The organism is Mammaliicoccus lentus (genome assembly GCF_002902755.1).
GTDB classification, from domain to species: domain Bacteria; phylum Bacillota; class Bacilli; order Staphylococcales; family Staphylococcaceae; genus Mammaliicoccus; species Mammaliicoccus lentus.
Window position 1 is genome coordinate 68179 of record NZ_PPRS01000018.1, and the last position, 13501, is coordinate 81679.

Sequence of the window (13501 nt, forward strand, 5' to 3'; positions counted from 1 at the left end):
ATATGAAAAAAGGGTTACTAATATTAGCATCTGTTATGTTACTTACAGCATGCTCATCTGATACAACTCAAAAAGATAACCAAAACAAATCTGAAAAAGATAAAGAACAAACAAAACAGATTTCTACTGGTATGCAAATCTCAAATGATTATTATCGTACTTTATTACCATTTAAAATAAGTGCTGCTAGAGGATTAACACAAGATAATATGGTATCTAGTTATAATAGCGAAGCATTTGAAAGTGGCTTGTTAGACATTAGTAAACAAACATTTTCACCTGATGAATATTTGTACCGTGATGGTCAATATCTTGAAAAAGATACAGTTAGAGCTTATTTAGCGCCTAAATATACTAAAGATGAAATAAAGAATATGAGTGCTGAAGAAAAGGAAGAAAAACAAGCTGGTGAAAATTTAGGTCTGAACCCAAGTCATAAAGGCGAAACAGACCCTGAAAAAATAGCTGAGAATTCTCCTACATACTTATCTCATATTATTGAGCAAGATTACTTTACCGAAAGTGATGCTAAGAAACAAAAGATCTCAGGTATGACGATCGGTTTAGCAATGAACAGTGAGCATATATATCAAAAAGAAGAATATGGTGAAACATATACTAAAAAGTTAGATGAAAAAGAAGCAGAGAAACAAGGTAAAGAAATGGCGGAAGAAATCTTATCTCGATTACGTGTAAGAGATGATATAAAAAATATCCCGATTAATTTTGCTATATTCATTCAATCAGGTGAAGGTGATATTAAACCTGGTAAGTTTGTAACATATGGAACAAGTGAAGGCGGTGAAAGGTCAGTTAAAAGCTGGGAAAATATGAATGAAAAACATGTCACGATTCCATCATCAGAAGCAGCTGATTTAGACAAAAATTTAAATTCTAATTTCGAACAATTTAACCAGGACTTACAAAAATATTTCCCTAATTTTACACAATCAGTAGGTACAGGTAAGTTTGAAGATGATAAATTAACAGAGCTTGAAATTAAAATTCCACTAGATTATTATGGCAAAGCCGAAGTTATAGGTGTGACGCAATATGTCGCAGATTTATCTGAGAAGTACTTTAAAGGTATAGATGATATTGAAATTTCAATAATTGATGGGGAAGAACCACAGTCTTTAATTACTAAAACAAAAGATGATAAAGAACCAGAAATTCATATTTACAAATAAATAAGAGCTTAAAATAATTCTCCTAATCCGTTAATTTTTAAATAGCAGATTAGGAGAATTTTTAATATAGGAGTGGGGTAGAAATCTCGTTATTGCCAAGATTATGGAGAAAAGGGAGCAAGGCTACCATTATTGACACGTTTGGTGAGAAAAGGCAATAAGACTCCTAAAAATTGCAAGACGTAGCCCACGTGCAACATAATGTCCTCGAATGTTGCAAGACGCGACCCACGTGCAACATAGCGTCTCCAGTTTACCACTATCAATACATAATAAAGCTCCCAATCCATCGGATCGGGAGCTTTACTCTGACTACAAATATTATAATCTATAATCATTTATTTTATTTTTCATCTAAAATACGATTCATTTTATCTAGATTATCAATAACGTGTTTTTCTGGTTTTTTCGTAAATGAACTTACAACTGTTGTTACAACAACGTTAGTTAAGAAACCAGGGATAATTTCATAAAGTTCGAAAATACCTCCGTGTCCTTTCATCATAATCCAGAATAATACTACGATAGATGATGTTACCATACCTGCGATAGCGCCATTTTTACTTAAGCCTTTCCAGTATAATGACATTAATACTAGAGGTCCGAATGCTGCACCGAAACCAGCCCAAGCATTACCTACTAAGTTTAAAATAGTATCGTTTGGCGTCCATGCTAACATCATAGCAACGATTGCTACAAGTAATACTGCAAAACGTCCTATTAATACAAATTCTTTATCTCTATCTGCTTCTTTACCTCTTTTTCTAGTTATAATCTTATAGAAGTCTTGAGTTAAAGCACTTGATGTAACAAGTAATTGAGATGAAATTGTACTCATGATAGCAGCTAATATAGCAGCTAATATAGCAGCTAAGAAGAACCCACCAACTAATGGATGGAACAATACTTGACTCATTAAAATAAAGATTGTTTCTGGGTTATCAATTGTTTGAGTTGTATCATGAATGTACGCAATACCAGTTAAACCAACTAAACAAGCACCAATTAATGAAATAGCCATCCAGCCAATGCCGAAACGTCTAGCTTTTGGTAAAAGTTTATGAGATTTAATTGACATGAAACGAACGATTATGTGAGGTTGACCAAAGTAACCTAAGCCCCATGCTATTAAACCAATGATACTAATTGCTGAAGTACCTTTAAACAAATCAAGGTTTGTAGGTTTTACTTCTGCAACTGTGTTAAATGTATCAAAACCATTTAGCGTTATTAGTGCTGCAATAGGGACCATAACCATCGCTATTAACATAATGACACCTTGGAAGAAGTCTGTTAAAGAAACAGCTAAGTATCCTCCAAAGAAAGTATATATTACAACGATACCCATTGTTAAAATAGCTCCAAGTCTATAATCTAAACCGAATGCACTTTCAAATAGTGTACCACCAGAAACCATACCTACTGATGTATACAATGTAAAGAATACTACTATAATAATACCTGAAATAACTTTTAATACATGTGTATTGTCTGCTACGCGTTTTTCAAAGAAATCTGGAATTGTAATCGCGTTTCCTGTGTGTTCTGTATAAACACGTAATTTTGGTGCGACTAATATGTAATTTAACCAAGCACCTACTGTTAAACCGATAGCTAACCATGTTGCTGATAGACCAATGCTATAAACTTCTCCCGGAAGCCCCATAATCATCCAACCACTCATATCGGATGCACCAGCGGATAAAGCTGTTACGTAAGGACCTATACTACGGCCACCTAACATGTACTCATCTAAATTGCTTGTAGATTGTTTATATGCATAATAACCAATCGCTAATAGTACAACAAAATAGACTATAATCATGAAGTAAGTCTGCCAGCCTGAAACAACTCCAGCACTAACGTCAATTTGTCCTAAAATAAACATTTTCCCGCTCCTTTATATTTTTTAAAGTTGCACGTTGCCCATTATACACAATTGAAATAATATTCAAAGGGTAAAAAGTAACCAAAGTGTATATTTAGCTTACCATGTTTTGATTTTCATGTCACAAATTGTACACAATTCGAATAAAAGTAAAATATGCTGACGCCTGTGTTTATGTAGGGTATAGCGAATTTTTAAAATTCAGCCAAAACTTAAAAGTTTGACTAATTAAAATATTAAAAATTTCTTATTAATTTTTTAGAATTTTAACCATTTCATCAAAATTATTTACTGTTTTTTCCTCTGGAGGATTTGTGAATAGGCTTACAATGATTGTTAAAATCATACTCATTATAAAACCAGGAATAATTTCATAAAATTCAAAAATACCGCCGTGTTCTTTCATTAATATCCAAAATATTACAATTAGTGAACCACTTACTATCCCAGCTATAGCTCCGTATTTAGTAAGGCGTTTCCAATATAACGATAATAGTACAAGGGGACCAAATGCCGCTCCAAAGTCAGCCCAAGCATTTCCCACTAAATTGAGTATTGTATCGTTTGGATGCCAAGCAATATACATTGCGATTAAGGATACGATTAATACTGAAATACGTCCGACGAGAACGAACTCTTTTTCGTGTTCTTTATCTTGTAATGTCTTACCTCTTAAAAGCATATAAAAATCTTGAGTTAATGCACTAGAAGTGACTAGTAATTGTGAAGATATCGTGCTCATAATAGCTGCTAAAATAGCTGCTAAGAAAAATCCGCCGATTAATGGATGGAATAAAAATTGACTCATCACAATAAAAATAGTTTCAGGATTATCGACTTTTACATTGTTTTCTTCCACAAAAACGATACCGATAAGACCTGTAATACATGCTCCGATTAAAGAAATTGCCATCCATGAAATACCGATTCTTCTAGCTCTCGGCATTAATTTGTGAGTTTTAATAGACATAAAACGTACTATAATATGTGGTTGACCAAAGTAACCTAACCCCCAAGCGAGTAAACTGATAATGCCAACCGTTGTTGTTCCTTTAAACCAATCTAGACTAGTGGGGGTTAATCGGCCGACTTCTGAAAATGTATCTAGACCATTTAATTTGAGTATAGCTACTATTGGAACGAGCACTAAAGCTAATATCATAATGACACCTTGAAAAAAGTCAGTTAATGATACAGCTAAATAACCTCCAAATAATGTATAGAGAATAACGATGCTAGCAGCTAGTATTAAACCGACATGATAGTTTAATCCAAATGCACTATTAAATAAAACACCGCCTGCCACCATTCCTGAATGTGTGTATAAAGTAAAGAATATGACGATTACTAAACCAGAAATTATTTTTACAATTCTAGTATTGTCCGATAATCGCTTTTCAAAGAAATCAGGTAATGTTATCGCATTGTCGGAAAGCTCTGTGTAAATTCTTAAACGTGATGCAACTAATACGTAATTAAGCCATGCACCAATCGTTAACCCGATAGCTATCCAAGTAGCTGATAATCCAATACTATAAACAGACCCAGGTAGCCCCATAATCATCCAACCACTCATATCAGAAGCCCCAGCAGATAATGCTGTTACTAATGCACCTAAATCTCTTCCGCCTAACATATATTCGTCAAGCGTGCTTGTCGATCTTTTGTATGCATAAAATCCGATTGCTAACAAAATCGTAAAATATACAGCAATCATGACATATGTTTCCCAAGAAGTTTCGACTTTTACATTTTTAAACGTATTTCCAAGTATTAACATGAAAAACCACCTCTCACTCATTGACTTAAGTTCAGAAATTATTCTGATAATTTATTATACATCAATGTATACGCTTTCATGTAGTTATTTTCTATTAACTTTAGATTTTTATATGAAAATTTGTTAAAATTATATGATGTTAGATTAACTAAGGAGGCGTCGCACATGACGAAAGTAACATCTGAGCAAGTTGAACATGTTGCTAATTTAGCTAGACTTGAAGTTTCACAAGACGAAGTCAATGAATTCACACAATCGTTAGAGGATATCTTAAACTTTGCAGGACAATTAGATGAAGCTAATACAGAAAATGTTGAGCCAACATTCCACGTATTAGATTTACAAAATGTTCTAAGAGAAGATAAGAGTGAATCAGGGATTCCTCAAGAAGAAGCATTAAAAAATGCTAAAGAAACTGAAGCTGGCCAATTTAAAGTACCAGCTATTATGAACGAGGAGGACTAAAGCATGACAATTCGTTATGAAACGGTAGAACGTTTATCAGAAATGATTAAAAACAAAGAAATCAAACCATCTGATATCGTAAGAGACATTTTTGATGCAATTGAATCAGATGATAAAAACATAAAAGCTTTCTTAGCTCTTAACAAAGAAGAAGCTTTAAAACAGGCAGAAGAACAAGATAAATTACAAGCAGAAGATAAAATGGAAGGTAAACTATTTGGTATTCCAATGGGTATCAAAGATAACATTATTACTGAAGGCGTAGAAACGACTTGTGCAAGTAAAATGTTAGAAGGTTTCATTCCTATTTATGAATCTACTGTAATGAATCAATTAAAAGCTGAAAATGGAATTTTAATTGGTAAATTAAACATGGATGAATTCGCAATGGGTGGTTCAAACGAAAATTCTTATTTTAAGAAAACCGTAAACCCATTTGATCATAAAGCTGTTCCTGGTGGTTCTTCTGGTGGTTCAGCAGCTGCAGTTGCGGCTAGTTTAGTACCATTCTCATTAGGTTCAGATACAGGTGGTTCAATACGCCAACCTGCATCATATTGTGGTGTAGTAGGTATGAAACCTACATATGGACGTGTATCACGTTTTGGTTTAGTTGCATTTGCATCTTCATTAGACCAAATTGGACCGATTACACGAAACGTAAAAGATAATGCTTTAATTTTAGAAACAATCGCAGGTCATGATGAAAAAGATTCAACAAGTGCACCTGTTGAAGATGTAGATTTCACTTCAGAAATAGGTAAAGACATCACAGGATTAAAAATAGCAGTTCCAGAAGAGTTTCTTGGTGAAGGTGTATCTGAAGATGTAAAAAATTCAGTTACTGAAGCTGTTAAAACTTTAGAATCTTTAGGTGCTACTGTTGATCGCGTTTCATTACCGAATACTAAATATGGTGTAGCAAGTTATTACATCATTGCATCTTCAGAAGCGTCTGCAAACCTTGCTAGATTCGATGGTATCCGTTATGGTTTCCACTCTAAATCTGCAAATACATTAGAAGAGTTATATAAAAAATCTCGTGGCGAAGGTTTCGGAGATGAAGTTAAACGTCGTATTATGTTAGGAACATTTGCATTAAGTTCTGGTTATTATGATGCTTATTACAAAAAAGCTCAAAAAGTAAGAACATTAATTAAACAAGACTTTGAAAAAATATTTAAAGACTATGATGTTATCGTTGGACCAACTGCTCCAACAACAGCATTTAATATTGGTGAACAAGTTGATGACCCATTAACAATGTACGCGAATGATATTTTAACAATTCCTGTTAACTTAGCTGGCGTACCATCAATATCAATTCCTTGTGGTAAATCAAATGGTCGTCCAATTGGTTTACAAATTGTTGGTAAACCATTCGATGAAAAAACATTATACAAAGTTGCTTATCAATATGAAACACAATTTAACTTACATGATGACTATAAAACATTACAAGGAGAGTGAATCTGAATGCATTTTGAAACAATAATCGGCTTAGAAGTACACGTCGAATTAAAAACAGAATCAAAAATGTTTTCACCATCACCAGCTCATTTTGGTGCTGAACCGAATACAAACACAAATGTAATAGATTTATCATATCCAGGTGTTCTACCAGTAGTAAACAAAACTGCTGTAGATTGGGCTATGCGTGCAGCAATGGCATTAAACATGGATATTGCTACAGAATCAAAATTTGATAGAAAGAACTATTTCTATCCAGATAATCCGAAAGCGTACCAAATTTCACAATTTGATCAACCAATTGGTGAAAATGGTTGGATTGATATAGAAGTTGACGGCGAAACAAAACGTATTGGTATCACACGTTTACACATGGAAGAAGATGCGGGTAAACTGACTCATAAAGATGGTTATTCTTTAGTCGACTTAAACAGACAAGGAACGCCATTAATTGAAATCGTATCTGAACCAGATATTCGCTCACCTAAAGAAGCGTATGCTTACTTAGAAAAATTACGCGCTATTATCCAATACACTGGCGTATCAGACTGTAAAATGGAAGAAGGGTCACTTCGTTGTGATGCTAACATTTCATTACGTCCATACGGCCAAGAAGAGTTTGGTACTAAAGCAGAATTGAAAAACTTAAACTCTTTCAACTATGTTCGTAAAGGTTTAGAACATGAAGAAAAACGTCAAGCTGAAGTTTTATTAGCAGGTGGAGAAATTCTACAAGAAACTCGTCGCTTTAACGAAGCTACTGGCGAAACAATCTTAATGCGTATTAAAGAAGGTTCAGACGACTATCGTTACTTCCCAGAACCAGATTTAGTGCCACTTTATGTTGATGATGAATGGAAAGAACGTGTAAGACAAACAATTCCTGACTTACCAGACGTTCGTAAAGAGCGTTATGTAAATGACTTAGGTTTACCAGCATACGATGCTCACGTATTAACATTAACTAAAGAAATGTCTGATTTCTTCGAAGAAGCGATTGAGCATGGAGCAGACGTTAAATTGACTTCAAACTGGTTAATGGGTGGAGTTAATGAATATTTAAATAAAAATCAAATCGATTTACAAGATACTGCATTAACACCAGAAAACTTAGCTGGAATGATTAAGTTAATTGAAGATGGAACAATGAGTAGTAAAATTGCGAAAAAAGTGTTCCCTGAATTAGCTAAAAATGGCGGCGACGCTCAACAAATTATGAAAGATAAAGGTCTTGTTCAAATTTCTGATGAAGAAACGTTATTAGGATTTGTTACTGAAGCATTAGACAATAATCCACAATCAGTAGAAGACTTTAAAAATGGTAAAGGCAAAGCAATGGGCTTCTTAGTTGGTCAAATTATGAAAATTTCAAAAGGACAAGCGAACCCTCAAGTTGTTAACCAATTACTAAAATCAGAATTAGAAAAAAGATAAAAGATAAATATATGGGTCTGAGACATACTTAATTGTCTCAGACCCATTTTTTCTTTGGTATAACCTTTGTTATTACTTAATACTTTGTGGAATCAATTAAAATGAAATATAAAAATATTTATAGTACACAAAACGTTAATATATTTTACTTTCTAATATGTATCATTTGCTATAATATAAAGATATAAGAATATACAAGAGGGATCACAATGAAAAAAAGAGCTAGAATCATTTATAATCCAACATCAGGTAGAGAGTTATTTAAGAGAGCACTACCAGACGTGTTGATTAAATTAGAACAAGCTGGATACGAAACAAGCGCTCATGCTACAACGAGTGCTGGAGATGCTACATATGCTGCTAAAGAAGCTTTGAAACATGATTATGATGTTATTATAGCAGCTGGTGGAGATGGTACTCTTAATGAAGTTATCAATGGTATCGCTGAAGCAACTAATCGACCTAAATTAGGTTTAATTCCAATGGGGACGGTAAATGACTTTGGAAGAGCATTGCTTATACCTAATGATATTATGGAAGCTGTAGATACAATCATTAAAGGTGATCTCGTGCCAGTAGATGTTGGTAAAATGAACAATCGCTACTTTATAAATATTGCTGGTGGTGGTAAAATCACCGAAGTATCATATGAAGCACCAAGCAAATTAAAGACTATGGTAGGGCCATTAGCTTATTACATCAAAGGTTTAGAAATGTTACCACAAATTAAATCAACAGATATTCGAATTGAATATGATGGTAATGTTTTTCAAGGTGAAGCCATGATGTTTTTAATAGGTTTAACAAATTCAATTGGTGGTTTTGAAAAATTAGTACCAGATGCTGAAATCAATGATGGTAATTTCACTTTATTAATATTAGAGAAAGTTAATTTTGCTGAACTTGGTCATATTATGACATTAGCTTCTAGAGGCGATCACATTAACCACCCTAAAGTACATTATACAAAAGCAAAAACGATTAACGTATCATCATTTGAACAAATACAGTTGAATGTAGATGGTGAATTTGGTGGCGTTCTACCAGCCAATTTTGTGAATTTAAAAAGACATATACAAGTATTTTCTAAATTAGAACGTGTGAAAGCAGAACATGGTATTGAAACTGTAGAACGAGAAAGAGAAAGACTTCACGAAGAGCAAACTGAAGAATAAATACATAGGGACATTTAACTGTCCCTTTTTTCTATGTTGTACGTGAAAGAAGGAGAAATTATGGCAAGTATAGTAAATAAAAACGAAGTGTATACGGGACAAGTTATAGATTTTACACATGAAGGTCATGGCGTTGTAAAATTTGATAGATACCCAATATTTGTACCAAATGCAATTAAAGATGAAGAAATAGAATTCCGAGTTATAAAAGTAAAAAAGCAATTTGCTATTGGTAAACTGTTAACTATAAAAGAAACATCAAATGAAAGAGTTGAACCACCTTGTGAATATTATAAAGTTTGTGGTGGGTGTCAATTACAACATTTAAGCTACGAAGCCCAATTACAAATGAAAAAAGAACAAGTCGTCAATTTATTCAAACGTAAATCGAATTTTGAAGATACCGTTATACATGACACAATAGGTATGGAGAACCCTTGGCATTACCGTAATAAATCTCAAATACCAGTCGGGAAAAATAAACATGGTGAAATTGAATTAGGATTTTATAGACAAAGAAGCCATGATATTGTAAATATCGATCACTGCATGATACAAGATAAGAAGCATGACACAATTATGGTTAAAATAAAGCGATTAATAGAAGATTTGAATTTAAGTATTTATAACGAACATAAGCATAAAGGTGAATTAAGACATATCATCTTAAGAACAGGTTATTATACTGGGGAAACTATGGTTATTTTTGTAACAAACAGTAAACAATTAAGTCATAAAAATCAAATCATAGAATTTATTACTTCAGAATTTGATAATGTAGTTAGTATTAAACACAATGTGAACCGAGAAAAATCAAATGTTATAATGGGAAGAACTTCTTATACACTTTATGGACAAGATACAATTACAGATCAACTAGCAGAATATCAATTTAAAATATCAGATACATCTTTCTATCAAATTAATCCAACTCAAACCGAAAAACTATACAGCAAAGCATTAGAATACGCACAATTAAACGGTGAAGAAACAGTAATTGATGCATATTGTGGAATTGGCACAATAGGGTCATATATGTCACAAAAAGCTAAACACGTATATGGTGTAGAGATAGTAGAACAAGCTATAGAAAACGCAAAAGAAAATGCGAAAATCAATCATATAGAGAATGCGACATGGGAAGCAGGAAAAGCAGAAGAAGTTATATTAAAATGGCAAAAAGAAGGTATCAAGCCAGAAGTCGTTATGGTCGATCCACCAAGAAAAGGGTGCGATCAAACATTCATAGAAACACTAATTGAATTGTCACCAAAGCGTATTGTGTATATATCATGTAATCCAGCAACACAAGTAAGAGATGTAGAAATCTTAAAAGGAAGCGGCTATCAACTAAAAGAAATAACTCCTGTAGATATGTTTCCACACACGACACATGTAGAAACAGTCGCTTTAATAGAGAAAATAAGTGAATAAATAAGTAATGGGGTGATTAAATGAAACAGAGAATTAACGAATATAACCTACCAATTGGTGAAGAGTTACCTAACTGGCAGCCAAGAAAGTTTCCTACTGATATACATTATGTCGGTAAGTATACTATTATTACTCGGTTATCTCATTCACACACTAAAGACCTCTATAATGCATATAGAGATTCTCATCCTAGTAATTGGACTTACTTACCATATGAGTATCCTCAAGACTATGAATCTTTTGAAGAAGAGTTAAACGAAAAGATTGAAAGCACGACAATTATCTTCTATGCGGTGATAAATAAAGAGACAAACAAAGCTCTAGGAATATTTAGTTTAATGAGAGTTGATCAAGCAAATGGAGTAGTCGAAGAAGGACATGTTAACTTTTCAGATTCATTAAAAAGAACAAGAATGTCTACAGAAGCACACTATTTATTAGCGAAATATGTATTCGAAGAACTTCAATACAGACGCTACGAATGGAAATGTGATTCTTTAAATGCTAACTCCTATAAAACTGCATTACGTTTAGGTTTTCAGTATGAAGGGACTTTCAGAAACGCTGTAGTCTATAAAAATCGCTCAAGAGACACATGTTGGTTTTCCATGTTAATAGAGGAATGGCCGAAGCATAAACAAGCATTTAATAAATGGTTGGCAGAAGAGAATTTTGATGAAGAAGGAAGACAACTTCACAGGTTAGAAGAATTTAAGTAAATAAATTTATTAAACAACCAGTTTATTAGCTGGTTGTTTTTTATTATTTTGAGCGATATTATTGTTTGTAAACGCATTCATCTGTATAAATAAGTTAAGGAGGGTTGTTTATGAAACGAATGTTGGCAAGTGCTATTTCTGTAAGTTTTTTATTAACGGCTTGTGGTAATGATTCTGAGGAGAGTGTGAATAAGACTGAAGAGAGTAGTGATGAAAAGCAAAATGATTCTAATAAACAACAAAGTGATTCGGATGAGAAGAAGTCTAATGATGAGGAATCTAAAGGTATGGAGACTGTGGTTGATGGTTTGAACACACCTTGGTCTATTGAGAAGATGGATAATACTTTTTATTTAACTGAGCGTCCTGGCAAGATTGTTAAGATTGAGGGTAATCAGAAGACTGATCAAAAGGTGAACTTAGATGAGAAGATTGCAACTGCTGCTGAAGCGGGATTATTAGGCTTTGTGTTGGCACCTGACTTTAAAGAATCCAATGAAGCTTATGCTTATTATACGTATGAAGGCAACGAAGGGCAGTTTAATAGAATTGTAAAATTGAAGTTAGATGGTGACTCATGGGAAGAAGAGGAAGTATTATTAGACAAAATTCCGAGTGGAGATTTCCATCATGGTGGTCGATTGAAGATTGGTCCTGATGATAAGTTGTATGCTACTACTGGTGACGCTGCAAATGATGAAATTGCACAAGATAAAGATTCTTTAGGTGGCAAGATTTTAAGGTTAAATTTAGATGGTAGTAAACCGAAAGATAATGCATTTTCAAATTCATATGTTTATAGTTATGGTCATAGAAATCCGCAAGGTCTTGTGTGGCCTTCAGATAATAAGCTTTATGCTAGCGAGCACGGAGACTTAGCTAATGATGAAATTAATGACATAAAGAAAGGTAAAAATTATGGTTGGCCGGTTATAGAAGGTAATGAAGAAAAAGATGGTATGGTGTCACCGTTATTTACTTCTGGAGCAGATGAAACATGGGCTCCTTCAGGTTTAGCTTACCATGATGGGAAAATCTATTCTGCAGCTTTAAGAGGTGAAGCAGTTCTAGAATTTGACACTAAAATTGATAAAGTTAAAAAGGTCATTACAGATCACGGACGTATTCGAGATGTCATGATTGAAGGAGAAACGTTGTATTTCATTAGTAATAATTCAGATGGTAGAGGTAATCCTTCTGATAATGATGATAAGCTATATAAAATACCATTAAACCAATTAAAATAATATCAAATAAGTTAAATTAAGAATAGAATTAATATCGTTTTTAATCTATAATATGAGGGGACGGATAAAGAGATTCAATCTGATGGAGGAATTGTATGTTAAAAATTGACTTACTCAATAGCACTTCTATATTAAAACGATTAGCATTATTACAATTTGTCCTATTTCTTTCACTCGTATTAATTGGTTTTAAAGTAATGGCGAATTTTATATATATACAAGAAGAAGGTATTCTTAGAAATATTATTGTAGGTGTTATTGGTTTAATAATTTTAATATTTATTCATGAACTTATTCATGGTATTTGTTTTAAAATTTTTCAACCATCGAAAAAAGTAAAATACGGTTACAAGAGTGGTATGTTCTACGCATCTATGCCAAAAGAAATATTTACACGTAGACAATTTTATACCATTGCGCTAGCTCCATTTGTAATTATTAGTATTGGTTTACTTTTGGTACTATTATGGTTGAAATTAAGTTCGATTATATATATTTTTGCATTCCATGGTGCAGCTTGTATAGGGGATTTCTATATGGTGCAAGTTTTATATAATCATCAACAAATGAAATATATCGAAGATACTGATGTAGGCATAAATTTATATACTGACAAGAAAAACATATCTTCAACAACTTAATACAATTTTTGTTATAATATATAGGAATTTGGGAAACCATATTCCTATTTTTTATTGA

At 33.0% G+C, this 13501-nt stretch carries 11 protein-coding genes; 9 read left to right on the forward strand and 2 right to left on the reverse strand.

Annotated features, from left to right (window positions below; genetic code table 11):
* Nucleotides 1-2 precede the first annotated feature (2 nt).
* Nucleotides 3-1190 carry a CamS family sex pheromone protein gene (locus tag CD135_RS06795; protein ID WP_103269083.1) on the forward strand — a complete coding sequence of 396 codons (1188 nt, stop codon included), beginning with the start codon at nucleotides 3-5 and terminating at the stop codon, nucleotides 1188-1190.
* A 343-nt stretch (nucleotides 1191-1533) separates the two neighbouring features.
* On the opposite strand, the gene putP (CD135_RS06800) is transcribed toward CD135_RS06795, so the two are convergent.
* Both putP (CD135_RS06800) and putP (CD135_RS06805) read right to left on the reverse strand, forming a co-directional pair.
* Nucleotides 1534-3078: a sodium/proline symporter PutP gene (gene putP, locus CD135_RS06800; RefSeq protein ID WP_103269084.1), complete on the reverse strand. Its 1545-nt coding sequence runs from the start codon at nucleotides 3076-3078 to the stop codon at nucleotides 1534-1536.
* 250 nt (nucleotides 3079-3328) lie between these two features.
* Nucleotides 3329-4858 (reverse strand): sodium/proline symporter PutP, encoded by a 1530-nt coding sequence (gene putP, locus CD135_RS06805; RefSeq protein WP_103269085.1) that lies wholly within the window; start codon nucleotides 4856-4858, stop codon nucleotides 3329-3331.
* 165 nt (nucleotides 4859-5023) lie between these two features.
* Between putP (CD135_RS06805) and gatC the strand changes: the two genes are divergently transcribed.
* The 8 genes from gatC to CD135_RS06845 all read left to right on the forward strand — a co-directional run bounded on the left by gatC (nucleotide 5024) and on the right by CD135_RS06845 (nucleotide 13443).
* Nucleotides 5024-5323 (forward strand): Asp-tRNA(Asn)/Glu-tRNA(Gln) amidotransferase subunit GatC, encoded by a 300-nt coding sequence (gene gatC / locus CD135_RS06810; RefSeq protein WP_016999054.1) that lies wholly within the window; start codon nucleotides 5024-5026, stop codon nucleotides 5321-5323.
* Nucleotides 5324-5326: 3 nt separating this feature from the next.
* The gene (gatA, locus tag CD135_RS06815; protein WP_064204893.1) at nucleotides 5327-6793 is read left to right on the forward strand and encodes an Asp-tRNA(Asn)/Glu-tRNA(Gln) amidotransferase subunit GatA; all 1467 of its coding nucleotides are present in this window, start codon (nucleotides 5327-5329) and stop codon (nucleotides 6791-6793) included.
* Nucleotides 6794-6799: 6 nt separating this feature from the next.
* Complete coding sequence (gatB, locus tag CD135_RS06820; protein WP_064204894.1) at nucleotides 6800-8227, forward strand: Asp-tRNA(Asn)/Glu-tRNA(Gln) amidotransferase subunit GatB; 1428 nt, start codon at nucleotides 6800-6802, stop codon at nucleotides 8225-8227.
* 209 nt (nucleotides 8228-8436) lie between these two features.
* A complete protein-coding gene (locus tag CD135_RS06825) occupies nucleotides 8437-9402 on the forward strand; it encodes a diacylglycerol kinase (protein WP_016999051.1) in 966 nt (321 codons plus the stop codon).
* 60 nt (nucleotides 9403-9462) lie between these two features.
* Entirely contained in the window at nucleotides 9463-10836 is a 1374-nt protein-coding gene (rlmD, locus tag CD135_RS06830) for a 23S rRNA (uracil(1939)-C(5))-methyltransferase RlmD (RefSeq protein ID WP_103269086.1), read from the forward strand.
* 20 nt (nucleotides 10837-10856) lie between these two features.
* Entirely contained in the window at nucleotides 10857-11555 is a 699-nt protein-coding gene (locus CD135_RS06835; protein ID WP_016999047.1) for a GNAT family N-acetyltransferase, read from the forward strand.
* Nucleotides 11556-11665: 110 nt separating this feature from the next.
* Nucleotides 11666-12802, forward strand: coding sequence for a PQQ-dependent sugar dehydrogenase (locus CD135_RS06840; RefSeq protein ID WP_103269087.1), 1137 nt, complete (start codon nucleotides 11666-11668; stop codon nucleotides 12800-12802).
* 95 nt (nucleotides 12803-12897) lie between these two features.
* Nucleotides 12898-13443, forward strand: a complete 546-nt coding sequence (locus CD135_RS06845; RefSeq protein WP_016999043.1) for a DUF3267 domain-containing protein — start codon at nucleotides 12898-12900, stop codon at nucleotides 13441-13443.
* Nucleotides 13444-13501: the final 58 nt, after the last annotated feature.

Bases quoted from the DNA above. Each gene is read 5' to 3' on its own strand.
- putP (WP_103269085.1), bottom strand. From the start codon at position 4,858: ATGTTAATACTTGGAAATACGTTTAAAAATGTAAAAGTCGAAACTTCT.
- putP (WP_103269084.1), bottom strand. From the start codon at position 3,078: ATGTTTATTTTAGGACAAATTGACGTTAGTGCTGGAGTTGTTTCAGGC.
- rlmD (WP_103269086.1), top strand. From the start codon at position 9,463: ATGGCAAGTATAGTAAATAAAAACGAAGTGTATACGGGACAAGTTATA.
- CD135_RS06840 (WP_103269087.1), top strand. From the start codon at position 11,666: ATGAAACGAATGTTGGCAAGTGCTATTTCTGTAAGTTTTTTATTAACG.
- CD135_RS06825 (WP_016999051.1), top strand. From the start codon at position 8,437: ATGAAAAAAAGAGCTAGAATCATTTATAATCCAACATCAGGTAGAGAG.
- gatB (WP_064204894.1), top strand. From the start codon at position 6,800: ATGCATTTTGAAACAATAATCGGCTTAGAAGTACACGTCGAATTAAAA.
- gatC (WP_016999054.1), top strand. From the start codon at position 5,024: ATGACGAAAGTAACATCTGAGCAAGTTGAACATGTTGCTAATTTAGCT.
- CD135_RS06845 (WP_016999043.1), top strand. From the start codon at position 12,898: ATGTTAAAAATTGACTTACTCAATAGCACTTCTATATTAAAACGATTA.
- CD135_RS06795 (WP_103269083.1), top strand. From the start codon at position 3: ATGAAAAAAGGGTTACTAATATTAGCATCTGTTATGTTACTTACAGCA.
- CD135_RS06835 (WP_016999047.1), top strand. From the start codon at position 10,857: ATGAAACAGAGAATTAACGAATATAACCTACCAATTGGTGAAGAGTTA.
- gatA (WP_064204893.1), top strand. From the start codon at position 5,327: ATGACAATTCGTTATGAAACGGTAGAACGTTTATCAGAAATGATTAAA.